Source organism: Rahnella sp. 2050, from assembly GCF_040544515.1.
Taxonomy (GTDB): domain Bacteria; phylum Pseudomonadota; class Gammaproteobacteria; order Enterobacterales; family Enterobacteriaceae; genus Rahnella; species Rahnella aceris.
In genome coordinates this window covers 318,016-333,219 of the sequence record NZ_JBEPKE010000001.1, presented here as the reverse complement: position 1 = coordinate 333,219, position 15,204 = coordinate 318,016, and the positions used below count along the sequence as shown (strand labels likewise).

13 protein-coding genes are annotated in these 15,204 nt (G+C 54.2%); 8 read left to right on the top strand and 5 right to left on the bottom strand.

Translation table 11 applies throughout. The annotated features are described in order from the left end of the window. The first annotated feature begins 17 nt into the window (after positions 1–17). Genes ABIC79_RS01400 through ABIC79_RS01385 form a run of 4 tightly spaced genes read left to right on the top strand, consistent with a single transcriptional unit; the run spans position 18 to position 3,988 of the window. Complete coding sequence (locus ABIC79_RS01400; RefSeq protein ID WP_112152478.1) at positions 18–1,298, top strand: ABC transporter substrate-binding protein; 1,281 nt, start codon at positions 18–20, stop codon at positions 1,296–1,298. A 16-nt stretch (positions 1,299–1,314) separates the two neighbouring features. Next, on the top strand, positions 1,315–2,226 hold the full coding sequence (locus ABIC79_RS01395) for a carbohydrate ABC transporter permease (protein ID WP_037033939.1): 912 nt from the start codon (positions 1,315–1,317) through the stop codon (positions 2,224–2,226). Further along, complete coding sequence (locus ABIC79_RS01390; RefSeq protein WP_037033941.1) at positions 2,223–3,038, top strand: carbohydrate ABC transporter permease; 816 nt, start codon at positions 2,223–2,225, stop codon at positions 3,036–3,038. The genes ABIC79_RS01395 and ABIC79_RS01390 overlap by 4 nt, the downstream gene beginning before the upstream one ends. 20 nt (positions 3,039–3,058) lie before the next feature. Then, positions 3,059–3,988, top strand: coding sequence for a metallophosphoesterase (locus tag ABIC79_RS01385; protein ID WP_354566485.1), 930 nt, complete (start codon positions 3,059–3,061; stop codon positions 3,986–3,988). Positions 3,989–4,064: 76 nt separating this feature from the next. On the opposite strand, the gene ABIC79_RS01380 is transcribed toward ABIC79_RS01385, so the two are convergent. After that, positions 4,065–5,051 carry a 2-hydroxyacid dehydrogenase gene (locus tag ABIC79_RS01380; RefSeq protein ID WP_119262238.1) on the bottom strand — a complete coding sequence of 329 codons (987 nt, stop codon included), beginning with the start codon at positions 5,049–5,051 and terminating at the stop codon, positions 4,065–4,067. A 242-nt stretch (positions 5,052–5,293) separates the two neighbouring features. On the opposite strand from ABIC79_RS01380, the gene ABIC79_RS01375 reads away from it, so the two are divergent. The 3 genes from ABIC79_RS01375 to ABIC79_RS01365 are packed head-to-tail and all read left to right on the top strand — an operon-like array spanning position 5,294 to position 8,573. Next, entirely contained in the window at positions 5,294–8,020 is a 2,727-nt protein-coding gene (locus ABIC79_RS01375; protein ID WP_354566484.1) for a YdbH family protein, read from the top strand. After that, positions 8,017–8,211 (top strand): YnbE family lipoprotein, encoded by a 195-nt coding sequence (locus ABIC79_RS01370; RefSeq protein ID WP_013575402.1) that lies wholly within the window; start codon positions 8,017–8,019, stop codon positions 8,209–8,211. Before ABIC79_RS01375 ends, ABIC79_RS01370 begins: the two co-directional genes overlap by 4 nt. 8 nt (positions 8,212–8,219) lie before the next feature. Further along, complete coding sequence (locus ABIC79_RS01365) at positions 8,220–8,573, top strand: YdbL family probable chaperone protein (protein WP_354566483.1); 354 nt, start codon at positions 8,220–8,222, stop codon at positions 8,571–8,573. 121 nt (positions 8,574–8,694) lie between these two features. Here ABIC79_RS01365 and ABIC79_RS01360 read toward each other — a convergent pair whose 3' ends face one another. Further along, the gene (locus ABIC79_RS01360) at positions 8,695–9,312 is read right to left on the bottom strand and encodes an FMN-dependent NADH-azoreductase (protein ID WP_013575404.1); all 618 of its coding nucleotides are present in this window, start codon (positions 9,310–9,312) and stop codon (positions 8,695–8,697) included. A 301-nt stretch (positions 9,313–9,613) separates the two neighbouring features. On the opposite strand from ABIC79_RS01360, the gene hrpA reads away from it, so the two are divergent. Next, positions 9,614–13,489, top strand: coding sequence for an ATP-dependent RNA helicase HrpA (hrpA, locus tag ABIC79_RS01355; RefSeq protein ID WP_112152481.1), 3,876 nt, complete (start codon positions 9,614–9,616; stop codon positions 13,487–13,489). Positions 13,490–13,564: 75 nt separating this feature from the next. Here the strand turns inward: hrpA and ABIC79_RS01350 are convergent, their stop codons facing one another. From ABIC79_RS01350 to asr, 3 genes are all read right to left on the bottom strand, one after another. Beyond that, entirely contained in the window at positions 13,565–14,446 is an 882-nt protein-coding gene (locus ABIC79_RS01350) for a trypsin-like serine peptidase (RefSeq protein ID WP_217216574.1), read from the bottom strand. Positions 14,447–14,585: 139 nt separating this feature from the next. Then, entirely contained in the window at positions 14,586–14,666 is an 81-nt protein-coding gene (ydgU, locus tag ABIC79_RS25600; protein ID WP_455567028.1) for a small membrane protein YdgU, read from the bottom strand. Between the two features lie 118 nt (positions 14,667–14,784). Further along, positions 14,785–15,153: an acid resistance repetitive basic protein Asr gene (gene asr, locus ABIC79_RS01345; RefSeq protein WP_015697278.1), complete on the bottom strand. Its 369-nt coding sequence runs from the start codon at positions 15,151–15,153 to the stop codon at positions 14,785–14,787. Positions 15,154–15,204: the final 51 nt, after the last annotated feature.

Sequence of the window (15,204 nt, the reverse complement as noted above, 5' to 3'; positions counted from 1 at the left end):
TTGCCGAAGGGAAAACTATGTCATCTGTTCACCGTTTTTCACGTCTCGCTACCGCCGTTCTGCTCATCTCCTGCACCTCTGCTTTTGCGGCAGATCCGGTGAAATTACAAATGTATTACCCGATTGCTGTCGGCGGGAAAATCAGTCATACGGTGGATACGCTGGTAGAAGATTTCCAGAAAACACATCCTGATATCAGCATTCAGCCGGTGTATACCGGTGATTACGCCACCACCGTCACCAAAGCGCTGACGGCGTTTCGTGGCGGCAATGCCCCGCAAATTGCGGTGATCGGCGATATTGAAGCGTATTCCCTGATCGACGCGGGCGCGATTTTGCCGGTCAGCGATCTGGCGAATGACGCAGACGGTAAAAAATGGATAGACGGCTTCTATCCGGCCTTTATCCGCCACATTCAGGGCAAAGTCTGGAGCATTCCGTTTCAGCGTTCGACGGTGGTGTTGTACTGGAACAAACAGGCGTTTGAGAAGGCGGGTCTGAATGGCGACACGCCGCCTGCCAGCTGGCAGCAGGTGGTCGATTTCGGCAAAAAACTGGTGGTGCGTGACGGTTCTGAAGTGAAGCAGTGGGGCATTGAAATCCCGTCCACGCCGAACGGTTACTGGAATTTCCAGGGGATTGCGGCCACCAACGGCAGCCATCTGGATAATGGCAAAGGCACGGCAGTGACATTTGACACACCCGCCAATGTGGAAGCCCTGCAATGGCTGACCGATCTGTCGCAGAAAGAAGCGGTGTCACCGAAGGGCACCATCGCCTGGGGCACCACACCGCAGGACTTTATCGACGGCAAAACGGCGATGATGGTCACGACGACCGGCAACCTGACGACCGTGCGTGAGAACGCGAAATTCCCGTTTGGTGTGGCGATGCTGCCGGAGAAAACGCAGCGTGGCAGCCCGACCGGCGGCGGTAATCTTTACGTCTTCAAAAACACCACGCCGGAACAACAGAAAGCGGCACTGGAATTTATCCGCTGGGTTTCTGCCCCTGAACAGGCGGCGCGCTGGAGTATCGCCACCGGTTATGTCGCGACATCGCCTGCTGCGTGGGAAACCCCGGTCATGCAGGATTATGTGAAACAGGTGCCGCAGGCGCTGGTGGCACGCGAACAACTGAAATATTCGCAGCCGGAACTCTCGACCTATAACAGCGTGCAAATTCAGGAACTGATGAACCACGCGATTGAAGCTGCGGTCACACAGGCAAAAACGCCAGCAGACGCGCTGAGTTCGGCGCAGAAACAGGCTGACCGCCTGCTGAAACCGTATCAGTAAGCGCGAAAGGAACAGCATGAGCACATTTCACGCGGTTCTTCCGGCCACCCGCACACGCGGGTTGTCATTACAACTTTACGGCTATCTGTTGCTGCTGCCCGCGCTGGGTTTTCTGCTGCTGTTTACCCACTATCCGGCGCTGGCAACGGTGTGGGAAAGTCTGTTCAGCGCTGCCCGCAGCGGGCATCCGCCGCAGTTTGTCGGGCTGGATAACTACCGTGCGCTGCTGGACGACGATGTGTTTATGTTGTCGTTACGCAACAATCTGCTCTACGCCCTTATCACCATCCCGCTGTCGGTTGCCCTTGCGCTGCTGATGGCGCTGGCGGTCAACCGCCGTCTGCGCGGCAATGCGCTGACCCGCGCCGCTTTCTTTATTCCTTCGCTGCTGCCGATGGTGGCGATTGCCAATCTGTGGCTATTTTTCTATACGCCGCAACTCGGTTTGCTCAACAAAATGCTGGCGCTCTTTTCGCTACCTGCGGTCAACTGGCTCGGTGAACCGGGCACGGCACTCTACAGCCTGATGGCAGTTTCAGTCTGGCGCGAGGCCGGGTTCTTCATGATTTTCTACCTTGCCGCATTACAGCAAATCGACCCGCGGCTGGCCGAAGCGGCAGAAATCGAAGGGGCATCACGGCGCTATTTCTTCCGCCGGGTACAGTGGCCGCTGCTGATGCCAACCACATTATTCGTGCTGATCAACGCCTCGATGAATGCATTCAGGATTGTCGATCAGGTGATTGCGATGACCAATGGCGGGCCGAACAACAGCACCAGTTTGCTGCTGTTTTACATCTACCGCACGGCGTTCAGTTACTGGGATTTACCGGCTGCGTCGGCAATGACCGTCGTGTTACTGGTGATCCTCGCCGTCATCGCGCTGATTAAATTCAACCTGCTGGATAAAAGGGCGCATTATCAGTGAAATCGTTTTCTTTCAGCCGCCTGATCCTGAATCTCGCCATCTGGCTGGCGGCGTTACTGTGGTTTTTACCGGTGCTGGTCGCGGTCTGGGTGGCGATTCATCCGGCGTCAGTGCAGGGCAGTTTTTCGCTGTTTGCGCCGCTGACTTTTCAGAATTTCATCAACGCCTGGCAGGCGGCACCTTTCGCGCGCTACTTCATGAACACTACTTTGCTGGTGATGATGATTGTGGTGTGCCAGCTGATTCTGGCGACCCTGGCGGCTTACGCGCTGGTGCGGTTTAAACTGAAAGGGGCAGGCTTTATCTTCGCGCTCATTTTGCTGCAACTGATGATAAGCCCCGATGTGCTGATCCTGAACAACTACAAAACCATTGGCGCGCTCGGGTTGCGTGACACGCTGGCGGGCATCGCGCTGCCGTATTTTGCCTCGGCGTTTGCCATTTTCCTGCTGCGCCAGACGTTTAAAAGTATTCCGCTGGTGCTGGAAGAAGCCGCCATTGTGGAAGGCGCCAGCCGGTTTTATATCCTGCGCAAAATCTATATCCCGCTGGCGAAACCGATTTATGTCGCTTTTGCACTGGTTTCCATCAGCTTCCACTGGAACGATTTTCTCTGGCCGTTAGTGATCACCGATTCCGTCAAAGTGCGGCCGGTGACGGTCGGACTACAGTTGTTTTCCGCGCCGGAGCAGGGCGTGCAATGGGCGCTGATCAGTGCCGCCACCCTGATGACCGTGTTGCCACTGCTGGTGTTATTTCTGATATTTCAGCGTCAGTTTGTTCAATCCTTTATGCGGGCAGGGATCCGTTAAGATCCCGACAGGAGAATGTTATGGCCGTCACCACTTTATCCCCTTTGATATCCGAACGGCAGGCGCTGGCGCTGGGCAACGTGAGTGCATTTTATCAGTTGCCGGACGTTCACGATGCGCTGGTCACTGGCACACGGCTGCGCTTCGGGCTGATTGCCGACCCGCAGTATGCGGATGCCGAACCCCAAAAAATCCGTTATTACCGCAACAGCCTGAATAAACTGGCCACCGCCATCAATGAGCTTAATGATCTCAAACTCGATTTTGTGGTCACGCTGGGTGATCTGGTGGACCGCGACTGGAGCAGTTTTCAGGCCGTTCTTGCCCGTTATGAGGCGCTGCGCCACCCGCATGCGGCGGTGATCGGCAACCACGACGCGCAGGTGATTTCCGAGCATCTCGGGGCGCAGAAACCGGCCATCGGTTTACCGAAAAGTTATTATTCGTTCCGTTTGCCGGGCTATCGTTTTCTGGTCATCGACGGTAACGACGTCAGTTTGTATTGCAACCACGCCAATGCCGATGACCGCCAGTTAGCAGAATATATGCTGGAAGAACTGACAGAATGTCAGCAGTCGCAGGCGCAGCCCTGGAACGGTGCGGTCGGGCCGAAACAGCTTGAATGGATTGAGAAAAACCTGCTTGAGGCGCGTGAGCAGTGCGAGGTGGTACTGGTTTTCGGCCATTATCCGCTGACACCGGTTAACAGCCACAACCTGTGGAATTGTGAAACGCTGGTGGAATTGCTGTGCCGTTACGACGTTCGCGCCTATTTCGCCGGCCACGATCACCGTGGCGGTTATGACCGTGTAGACAATACTGATTTTATTACGCTGAAAGGCATGGTCGACGGCGAAAGCAGCCTGCCATTTTCCTCGGTCACGCTGGCTGATGATGTCCTGACCCTCACCGGCTACGGTCCGGAAATCAGCCGGGTGCTGAGCCGCTGAGTGTGTTGCAGCGCAGATGCAGAAAGTAAAAAGGCTCACCGGAGTGAGCCTTATAATGATGATGCTGATTACGTGATTAAAGCAGGTTCGGGCAGACCACACCTTTCGACAGCTGATCAATATTCAACAGCGTCGTTTCTGAAATGCTGGTCAGTGCGTCGCTGGTCAGGAAGGCCTGATGGCCGGTGAACAGCACGTTGTGGCAGGACGACAGACGACGGAAGACGTCATCAAGAATCACTTCGTTAGAATTGTCTTCGAAGAATAAATCGCGTTCATTCTCGTAAACGTCCATGCCCAGTGCGCCGATTTTTTGCTTTTTCAGGGCATCGATAGCCGCAGTAGCATCCAGTAATCCGCCACGGCTGGTGTTGACGATCATCACACCGTCTTTCATTTTGGAGAAGGCTCCTGCATTAAGCAGATGATGATTTTCCGGTGTCAGCGGGCAGTGCAGCGAAATGACATCGGATTCGGCATACAGCGTATCCAGGTCGACATACTCCGCGCCGAGTTCGAGGGCCAGCGGGCTGGGATACGGATCAAACGCCAGAATGCGCATGCCGAAACCTTTCAGGATCCGCATCGTCGCCACGCCAATTTTACCCGTACCGATAATACCGGCGGTGCGCTGATACATGTTAAAACCGATCAGACCTTCCAGCGAGAAGTTGGCTTCACGCGTGCGTTGATAAGCGCGATGGATGTGGCGGTTAAGACACATCATCATTCCCACTGCATGCTCAGCCACCGCTTCCGGCGAATAAGCCGGTACGCGCACCACCGAAATTCCCAGTTCTTTTGCGGCATCTAAATCGACATTGTTAAAGCCTGCACAGCGCAGTGCCAGCGTTTTAATGCCCAGAGAGGCCAGTTCCTGCAGCACTTCGCGGCCGCCATCGTCATTCACAAAAAGGCAGACTGCATCGGCACCTACCGCCGTTTTCGCCGTTTGCGGGGTCAGCAGAAAGTCGAAAAATTCCAGTTCATAGCCATAATGCGCGTTAACCAGTTCCAGATATTTCCGGTCGTAATTTTTAGTACTGTAGACAGCCACTTTCATGGTGTTTCTCCGCAGTGAGTTTGAATCTCTGGCGAAACGGCTTCCGCATGTTTTATAAGGAATAAACAGTTTCAGAAACAATTCGCAATATGCCATCAAACTAGCAGAGCGCAGGAAGGCAGACAATTTATCCTGTGCTATTTGATTCAGGTGCTCTGGCATTCCTGTCATCAGTTGTTACGCTAATTATGATATCTTGCGGGCGTTTAGATCATTTAGTGAAGCATAAGACAAGGCAAGTCATGAGGAACGGACTGAAGAAAAGCGCGCAGATACTCCTGAGTATAGTGGTGATTATTGCGCTGCTGTTGTGGGTGTTATGGAAAACCGTGCCGCGCTGGTTGCCCGTTGTTGCCAGCCACTGGTTGCCGGGCGGAACCCAACTGGTGCTGAGTGGTTCTCCGCACTGGTCGTACGGCGTCCTGCAACTGCCGGGCGTGCGCTATCAGGCCGGGGACTGCACGCTCGCGACGGCACGAAATGCCCGCCTCAGTCATAACACCGGCCAATGGGCGCTGAAGCTTGATGCGCTGACGGTCGATACCGCCTGTCTGGCAAAACTGCCCAAAAGCGAAAGTCAGTCAACGCTTTCCCTCGCAGAGATACAGCAACTCCTGCCTGCCGGTGACGTCAGTATCGGCCAGCTTTCTGTGACGCCGTGGCAGCATTACGCTGCCAGTGTGCAGCTCAGTAATCTGGACGGCGTACAACATCTTTCTGTGAATGGCGATGCCCTGAAACTTGACGCCGTGCTTGACGGTAACCGTCAGCTTGCCATCCGTTCATTCAGTCTGACGCCGCCGGGCAGTACGCAGCCGGTGACGCTCAGCGGTAAACTGCTGCTGCCAGCGAATCTCGATCATCTGCCTGAATCCGGCGAACTGCACGCCGAAATGCAAACGGCGCAGGTGCCTCAGCCGCTGGACATTACGCTGAGCTGGCAGGTAACCGACGGTATTCTGACGCTGACCGAAAAGGGCAGTGATCAGCCTCTGGCGATGCTGCCATGGAAACTCAACAATAACGAATTACAGATCACGCAGGGACAATGGCGCTGGCCTTATGCCGCACAACCCCTGGCAGGGGGCGTAAATCTGACGCTCAGCGACTGGTCACCGGCGTTTGATCAGACCCACATTACCGCAAGGCTGAATGTGCTGACGCAGGGCCACAACGGCAAGGCCAACGTGGTGCTGACGCTCGGGCCGGGACGCATTGGTTTACTCGACAGCGATTTAGGTTTCCGCCTGACCGGTCAGGCAAATTTACAGACCACGTCTCTGAGTGCGTCATTGCCCGGTCAGCTCAGCGGCTCGGTGCTTAACCCGACGCTTTCATTGCGCAGCGGTTCGCTGTTACGGGCGTGGGGTAAGCCGACGCCGGAACTGACCATCAGCGATGCGCGCTGGCCACTGGCGGGGGTCAAAGTCTCCGCAGAGGGCGTGAGCGGGCCGTTGCAAGCGATCCTCAAAGCACGTCACAGTTTCTGGGGCGCGTTTGATCTGCATCTCAGCGGGAAATCGCTGGCGTTCTGGCCGGACATTGGGTTGTGGAATTTCAATTACTGGGGCAACGGGCATCTGCCGCCACTGAACGGCCGCTGGGACATGTCTGGCAAAGGCCAGTGGCACGACAATCTGATCAGCATTAATTCGCTCTCGACGGGCTTTGACCGCCTGCATTACGGGCTGGCAGATGTCGATGCGCCGCGCCTTACGCTCGAACACCCTTTGATCTGGAAACGTCCGCCATCCGCCCGCTTCAAACCGCAGTATCCTGATGAGCCAACGGCGTTTAAAGGGGACATCAGACTGGTGGCGAAGAAGATTTCGCTGGCGAACGGCGGCTATCTGCCGCCCGCCACGCTGACGTTACAGCTCAGCGGTGGCAGCCCGGACAGTTTCATCATGCGCGGGATGCTGGATGCCAAACCGATCGGCCCGATCCGGCTCAACGGGCGCTGGGATGGCGAACGTCTGCGCGGGGAAGGCTGGTGGCCGAAACAGCAACTGACCGCGTTCCAGCCGCTTCTCACGCCGGATCTGAACATCAAATTACGTGAAGGAACCTTCTATGCGCAGTCGGCATTTTCGGCCGCGCGCGGGCAGGGATTTGTCGCGGGTGGTCACTGGGTGGTGAAAAACGGGGGCTTCTGGATGCAAGACGGCGACCTGAGCGGGCTGGATTTCAGCCTGCCGTATCGCCTTCAGGATCAGGTCTGGCAGCTCGGCGTGAAAAAGCCGGTGACGCTGCGTATCGGCGAAGTGAACAATCTGGTCAAAATGCAGAACGTGACGGCCGATTTACAGGGACATTATCCGTGGAGTGAACAAACGCCACTGACCCTGAGCAATCTCGGCGTCGATATATTGCGTGGTCATCTCAGCTTGTCGGCGCTGCGTATGCCGCAGCATGATGCGGCTGTGCTGAAGCTGGAAAAAATCAATCTCAGCGAACTGTTTACTGCGCTGAAACCCAAGCAACTGGCGATGTCCGGTGTGATTTATGGTGAGTTGCCGCTGTATGTGGAAAATCCGCAGTGGATCATTCATAACGGTTGGATCAGAAACGACGGCAGCCTGACGCTGCGCCTCGACCCGCAATTTGCCGATGCAATGGCCAGCGGCAATTTCGCCAACAATATGGTCATTGGCCTGCTGCGCTATCTGGAAATCAGCCGTTCCGATGCGCAGGTCAGTCTGGATAATCTTGGTGTGCTGACCATGAAGGCTAAAGTTGACGGTGTGAATTACACCGACACGACGCACGGTGGCGATAAAGAAAAACGTGAAATCGTCCTCAATTATTCCCATGAGGAAAATATCTATCAGCTTTGGCGCAGTTTGCGTTTTGGCGACAATCTTCAGGAATGGCTGCAACAGCAGATGTCTTTGCCTGCTGATGCGCTGTCAAAAAATCCGTCTGCGGCGGGACAGAAAAAGGATCCAACAGTGAGGAAGGAACAATGAAATTGCGAGTTGTCGGCCCGGGCGTGGCGCTTTGCGTAATGATGCTCAGCGGTTGCGTGCCGCGTATCGAACTGGCCGCGCCGAAAGAGCCGATCACCATCAACATGAACGTGAAAATCGAACACGAGATCCATATCAAAGTGGATAAAGACGTGGAAAATCTGTTGAAGAATCAAAGCGATTTATTCTAGGAGCCACTATGTCCGCGATATTTTTCAATAAGAACAGCATCAGGAGAATCAGCCTGATGTTACTGACGGGTGGTTTACTGTTTTGCAGTCAGGCGTTCGCGTTAACGCTCAATGAAGCCAAACAGCAAGGGCGCGTGGGCGAAACCTTGTCCGGCTATCTGGCACCGCTGAAACAAGACGCCGACAGTGTCGCGCTGGCGACAAAAATTAACGAGGGGCGCAAACAGCAATACGAACAGGTGGCGCGGGACAATAACGTCAGTACCGACGATGTCGCCAGACTGGCCGGACAAAAGCTGGTCGCCCGTGCCGGGAAGGGCGAATATGTGCGGGGCATCAACGGTAAATGGTTGCAGAAGTAAGCAGAGGATCGCAGGCAAAAAAAAGCGCGCCTTTCAGCGCGCAATAGCTTTATCACAACATCATCTGAGCGGAACGGACAGATTCTTAAGTGAATGGGTGCTCAGATTGTGATAACGATAATTATGCAGCAGCCAGTTCTTTGATGGCGGCATCGATTGCTGCTTTCGCATCAGTCTGTGCTTTGGTCGCCACTTCAGGACCGTAAGCAATACCTTCCGCGTAAACGAATTCTACGTCGCTCATCCCCAGGAAGCCCAGGAACAGAGACAGGTATGGGGCAACCAGGTCGCTTGGGGTGTCTTTATGAATACCACCACGGCTGGTCAGAACGATAACGCGTTTACCTTTCACCAGGCCTTCAGGGCCTTTCTCGGTGTATTTGAACGTCACGCCAGCACGGGCAACCAGGTCGAAATACGTTTTCAGCTGAGTCGGGATGTTGAAGTTGTACATGGGTGCAGCGATAACGATCACGTCATGCGCCTGCAGTTCGTCAATCAGGGTGTTAGACAGCGCCAGTGCTTCTTCCTGACGTGGCGTCAGTGGTGCATCGGAAGGACGCAGTGCGCCAACCAGTTCGCCATCTAATACAGGGACTGGGTTAGCCGCCAGGTCACGAACTGTCACGGCAGAACCGCTGTTTGCAGACTGATACTGTGCAATCAGGTAATCGGCCAGTTGATTTGACTGAGAGAAGTTAGCCAGAATGCTTGATTTCAGAACGAGTACTTTGCTCATTAGTGAGTTCCTTAACTGTGTGATACATAGGGAATGGTTTTTTATAACCAGAACGTCCCCCGAATGGAACTTACTTTATTCACAAAGCTTATTCAGTGATAGCGCAATATTTAGAGACCTATCATCGATTTTTTTGAACAACTTTAATCCTGCGGCGTAATCACCCGTTTTCAGCATGTTCAATACCTTGTGTTAACATAGACACAAGCAGGCAAGGCTTAAACCTTCCTCATCACCCATTCAGATTCAGCTGGCGCAGACGTTTTGCTCTCCGGCTGACATGCAACAAGGAATTGTGAACGTGAAATCACCGCTCGCGGCATTATCAGCGCAGTTAGACGGGCTGATGCTACGTGACCGGCAACGCCTGCAACGCCGTTTGCAGGGTGCCAGAAAGATTGATAAACCTGAAGCACTCGACGCGTTAAGTGCTGAAATCCAGACCGCCATCAACGAGAGCCTGAAGAAAGTCAGTGCCCGTGAAGCCTCACGGCCAAAAATCAGCTATCCGGAAAACCTGCCGGTCAGCCAGAAGAAAGAAGACATCTATAACGCTATCCGCGATCACCAGGTAGTGATTGTCGCAGGTGAAACCGGCTCCGGTAAAACCACACAGATCCCGAAAATCTGTATGGAACTCGGTCGCGGGATTAAAGGCGTGATTGGTCATACTCAGCCGCGACGTCTGGCGGCGCGTACTGTGGCCAACCGTATTGCCGATGAGCTGGATACCACGCTGGGTAACACGGTCGGTTATAAAGTTCGCTTTAACGATCAGGTCAGTGAAAACACCCTCGTTAAGCTCATGACCGACGGTATCTTGCTGGCGGAGATCCAGCAGGATCGCATGCTGATGCAGTACGACACGCTGATCATCGATGAAGCGCATGAACGCAGCCTGAATATCGACTTTATCCTCGGTTACCTGCGTCAGTTGCTGCCAAAACGCCCCGATCTGAAAGTCATTATTACCTCGGCGACTATCGATCCGCAGCGGTTCTCGCGTCATTTTAATCATGCACCGATCATTGAAGTTTCCGGCCGGACGTATCCGGTTGACGTGCGTTATCGCCCGATTGTGGATGACGCAGATGATGTGGATCGTGACCAGTTGCAGGCGATTTTCGATGCGGTCGATGAACTCGGTCGCGAAAGCATGGGCGACATTTTGATCTTCATGAGCGGTGAGCGTGAAATTCGTGATACCGCCGATGCGCTGAACCGTCTGGATTTGCCTCACACCGAGATTTTGCCGCTGTATGCGCGGCTGTCGAACAGCGAGCAGAACCGCGTATTCCAGTCGCACTCCGGTCGCCGTATCGTGCTGGCGACCAACGTCGCCGAAACCTCGCTGACCGTGCCGGGTATCAAATATGTCATTGATCCCGGCACCGCGCGTATCAGCCGCTACAGTTTCCGCACCAAAGTGCAGCGCCTGCCGATCGAACCGGTTTCGCAGGCGTCGGCTAACCAGCGTAAAGGCCGCTGCGGACGTGTTTCCGAAGGTATCTGTATCCGCCTGTATTCCGAGCAGGATTTCCTCTCGCGCCCGGAATTTACCGACCCTGAAATTCTGCGCACCAATCTGGCTTCCGTCATTTTACAAATGACCTCGCTGGGGCTGGGTGATATCGCTGCATTCCCGTTTGTTGAGGCGCCGGACAAACGCAATATTCAGGATGGCGTCCGTCTGCTGGAAGAGCTGAACGCCATTAATAACGCCGTCGATGGTCGCTATACGCTGACACCGCTCGGTCGTCAACTGGCGCAGTTGCCGGTGGATCCGCGTCTGGCGCGCATGGTGCTGGAAGCACAGAAAAACGGCTGCGTACGTGAAGTGATGATCATTACCGCCGCGCTGTCGATTCAGGATCCGCGCGAGCGTCCGATGGAAAAACAGCAGGCGTCCGATGAAAAACATCGTCGCTTTGCCGACAAAGACTCTGATTTCCTGGCATTCGTAAACCTGTGGGATCACCTGCAGGTGCAGCAGAAAGCGCTGTCTTCTGCACAGTTCCGCAAATTGTGCCGCAGCGATTTCCTCAACTATTTGCGCGTGCGCGAGTGGCAGGACATTTACACCCAGTTGCGTCAGGTAGTGAAAGAACTGGGGCTGCCGGTGAACAGCCTGCCCGCTGAATACCGCGAAGTTCATTGCGCATTGCTGACCGGTTTGCTGTCGCATATCGGCCAGAAAGATGCCGATAAGCAGGAATATACCGGTGCACGCAATGCCCGTTTTGCGGTGTTCCCTGGCTCCGGATTATTCAAAAAACCGCCGAAATGGGTGATGGTCGCCGAACTGGTGGAAACCAGCCGCCTGTGGGGGCGTATTGCCGCGCGTATCGAACCGGAATGGATCGAGCCGCTGGCTCAGCATCTGGCGAAAAGCAGTTACAGCGAGCCGCACTGGGAAAAAGCCCAGGGCGCGGTGATGGCGACGGAAAAAGTCACGCTGTACGGCCTGCCGATTGTGGCGGCACGCAGGGTGAATTACGGCACGATTGATCCGGTCGTGTCACGGGAACTGTTTATCCGGCATGCGCTGGTGGAAGGCGACTGGCAGACCCGTCATGCGTTCTTCCGCGCTAACCTGCGTCTGCGCACCGAGGTCGAAGAACTGGAACACAAATCCCGTCGTCGCGATATTCTGGTTGATGACGAAACCCTGTTCCTGTTCTACGAACAACGCATCGGGCAGGAAGTGGTGTCGGCGCGTCATTTTGATACCTGGTGGAAAACGCAGCCGCAGGACAGCCTGAACTTTGAAAAAAGCATGCTGATTAAAGAGGGCGCGGGCAATATCAGCGCTCACGATTACCCGAACTTCTGGCATCAGGGCAATCTCAAACTGCGCGTGACCTATCAGTTTGAGCCGGGTACCGATGCTGACGGCGTAACGGTACATATTCCTTTACCGCTGCTCAATCAGGTGAGTGAAGAAGGTTTTGACTGGCAGATCCCGGGCATTCGTCGTGATCTGATCATGGCGCTGATTAAATCGCTGCCAAAACCCGTTCGCCGCAATTTTGTGCCTGCGCCAAATTACGCGGATGCCTTGCTCGGGCGCATCAAACCGTTCGAGATGCCGTTGCTGGATGCGATGGAAAAGGAACTGCGTAAGATGAGTGGCGTGACGGTGTCACGTGAAGACTGGCAGTGGGATCAGGTGCCCGATCATCTCAAAATGACGTTCCGCATTGTCGATGATAAAAACAAAACGCTGCGCGAGGGCAAAGACCTGGCCGCGCTGAAATCTGGCCTGAAAGAGCAGGTTCAGCAAACGCTTTCTGCGGTGGCTGATGACGGTATCGAACAACGCGATCTGCATGTCTGGAGCTTTGGTACCTTACCGGAACGCTACGAACAAAAGCGCGGCGGCTATGAAGTAAAAGCTTATCCGGCGATTGTGGATGAGAAAGACAGCGTAGCGATCCGCCTGTTTGACAGTGAACTGGAACAGCAACAGGCGATGCTCAGCGGGATGCGGCGCCTGCTGCTGCTGAACATTCCTTCACCGGTCAAATACCTGCATGAGAAGTTGCCGAACAAAGCCAAGCTGGGGCTGTATTTTAACCCGTATGGCAAAGTACTGGATCTGATTGACGACTGCATTTCCTGCGGCATCGACAAACTGATTGCGGAGTCCGGCGGGCTGGTGTGGCGTGAAGAAGATTTCGCAAAACTGCATGAGCATGTGCGCGCCAACCTGAATGATACGGTGGTGCAGATTGCGATTCAGGTGGAGCAAATTCTGACGACCGTTTTCAGCATCAATAAACGGCTGAAAGGACGGATCGATATCAACATGGCGCTGGCGCTTTCAGATATCAAAACCCAGATGTCCGGCCTGATTTATCGCGGTTTCGTGACGCAAAATGGCTGGAAACGTCTGCCGGATACGCTGCGCTATTTGCAGGCCATTGAACGCCGGATGGACAAACTGGCAATGGATCCGCACCGCGACCGTGCGCAGATGCTGAAAGTGGAAAACATCCGGCAGCAATGGCAGCAGTGGTTCAACAAACTGCCGCCGGTGCGTCAGCAAAGTGATGAGGTGAAAGAAATACGCTGGATGATTGAAGAACTGCGCGTCAGCTATTTCGCTCAGCAACTGGGCACGCCGTATCCGATTTCGGATAAACGGATTTTGCAGACCATGGAGCAACTGGTTTAACCGGTTCTCAAAACTAAAAAACCGCCTGATACACGAAGGCGGTTTTTTTATGCTCTGAAATGCTGATGCTTACGGTTACTGAGCGGGCGTCGTTACCGGCGTGCTGGCGCTGATCACGCCGGAAGACAGCGTATTCAGGGCATCGCGGATGGCCGGAACGGCCAGCGCACGGTTATCGGCCAGATAACGGTCTTGTGCCGCTGGCGCGGAACTTTGAATCGCGACCAGCGACCAGCCATCGGCATTTTTCAGCAGCAGCGGTGAGCCGCTGTCGCCCGGCAAAGTATCGCAGCGATGCGATAACACACCCGGTTGCGCCCATCCGGTGATCAGACAATCCTGATGTACATACAAATCATCCAGATGATCTTCCGGGTATCCAGCCTGGGTCACTTTCCTGCCTTCCTGTTTCAGCAGAGCGGTCAGGTTGTCACGGGAGCCTTCCCACAATGGCAGGGGTTTGATCGGCAATGCCAGCTTTTCATCTGTCAGGCGAACCAGTGCGAAATCAAACGGTGCCGCTTTAGGCGGAACAATCCAGCCATCGCCATCCGCTTTCAGTTTCTTGCCCAATTTCGGATCCACCAGCGTTTGTAATGCGGTGATCTGATATCGCCATTTCTGATCATGAGAAATGAATCTCAGCGCCACGACTTTGTCTATTTTGCCCGGAGGCGCCAGCACACAATGGCCCGCCGTGAGGACAAGATGTTTAGAAATGAGCGTCGCGGTGCATAAATTGCCGCTCTCGGTTTCAATCTGCCCGATGGCCTGCCATGGCCAGTGCGCCGCCGCAGCCACAGGTGTGCGCTGATCGTGACCAAAGAAAAGGGCCGTTTTTTCTTTCATGCTGATGGAAGGTGTGTCGGAATCTGCATCATCAGGAGAGTCTGCATGTACAAGGGTACTGGCGGTAAAACAGAAAAAGCACAAAAACAGCGGTAACGCGATGCGCATAACATTCTGACCTTGAAAACAGGGAGAACCCGGGAAGCCGTAATTATGGAACGATTATAGACGGTTATGTTTCGTGGTGGATATATTTGTCTGGTAACTCAGCCTTTTGAGCCGATGACGGGCGTCATCGCGGGGTATCTCAGAAGTAGAAGAACAGGGTGATCAGACCGCAAAGGATCAGGGAACACAGGGTGATTTCGAACAGGTAGCGGCGCAGCATCTTCCATCAGTACCTCAAGATAGAAAACCGGAGAAAAAAACACCCGGCGAACCGGGTGTTAAATCATCAGTCTTGATAATGGTGAGTAGATACGCTCACAAAGACTTTTACTGACTACTTATGCTGCTGGAGTTGCTTTTGCAGCTGGAGCCGCTTTTTTAGCGTGTTTCACGTGTTTTTTAGCAGCCTGGGCTTTCTGAGCTACTGGTGCAGCTTTCTTAGCATGTTTCACGTGTTTTTTAGCAGCCTGCGCTTTCTGAGCTACTGGAGCCGCTTTCTTAGCGTGTTTCACGTGTTTTTTAGCAGCCTGCGCTTTCTGAGCTACTTTCTTGTGAGTTTTGTGCTTAGTCACATGCTTGGCAGCAGGTGCTGGAGCAGCGGTAGTTGCAGCAGCAGCTGGCGCCGGAGTTGCAGTAGTTTCAGCAGCGAAAGCGACAGAAGACAGACCCATTGCAGCGGCTACAACCAGAGCTAATACTTTTTTCATCTTTAATTCCTCAGAATTTTTGTTTAAGTGTCCACCCCACTGCGGGGCCGG

Bases quoted from the DNA above. Each gene is read 5' to 3' on its own strand.
- ABIC79_RS01365 (WP_354566483.1), top strand. From the start codon at position 8,220: ATGTCCGCGATATTTTTCAATAAGAACAGCATCAGGAGAATCAGCCTG.
- ABIC79_RS01350 (WP_217216574.1), bottom strand. From the start codon at position 14,446: ATGCGCATCGCGTTACCGCTGTTTTTGTGCTTTTTCTGTTTTACCGCC.
- ABIC79_RS01360 (WP_013575404.1), bottom strand. From the start codon at position 9,312: ATGAGCAAAGTACTCGTTCTGAAATCAAGCATTCTGGCTAACTTCTCT.
- ydgU (WP_455567028.1), bottom strand. From the start codon at position 14,666: ATGCTGCGCCGCTACCTGTTCGAAATCACCCTGTGTTCCCTGATCCTT.
- ABIC79_RS01385 (WP_354566485.1), top strand. From the start codon at position 3,059: ATGGCCGTCACCACTTTATCCCCTTTGATATCCGAACGGCAGGCGCTG.
- ABIC79_RS01370 (WP_013575402.1), top strand. From the start codon at position 8,017: ATGAAATTGCGAGTTGTCGGCCCGGGCGTGGCGCTTTGCGTAATGATG.
- ABIC79_RS01380 (WP_119262238.1), bottom strand. From the start codon at position 5,051: ATGAAAGTGGCTGTCTACAGTACTAAAAATTACGACCGGAAATATCTG.
- ABIC79_RS01375 (WP_354566484.1), top strand. From the start codon at position 5,294: ATGAGGAACGGACTGAAGAAAAGCGCGCAGATACTCCTGAGTATAGTG.
- ABIC79_RS01400 (WP_112152478.1), top strand. From the start codon at position 18: ATGTCATCTGTTCACCGTTTTTCACGTCTCGCTACCGCCGTTCTGCTC.
- asr (WP_015697278.1), bottom strand. From the start codon at position 15,153: ATGAAAAAAGTATTAGCTCTGGTTGTAGCCGCTGCAATGGGTCTGTCT.
- ABIC79_RS01395 (WP_037033939.1), top strand. From the start codon at position 1,315: ATGAGCACATTTCACGCGGTTCTTCCGGCCACCCGCACACGCGGGTTG.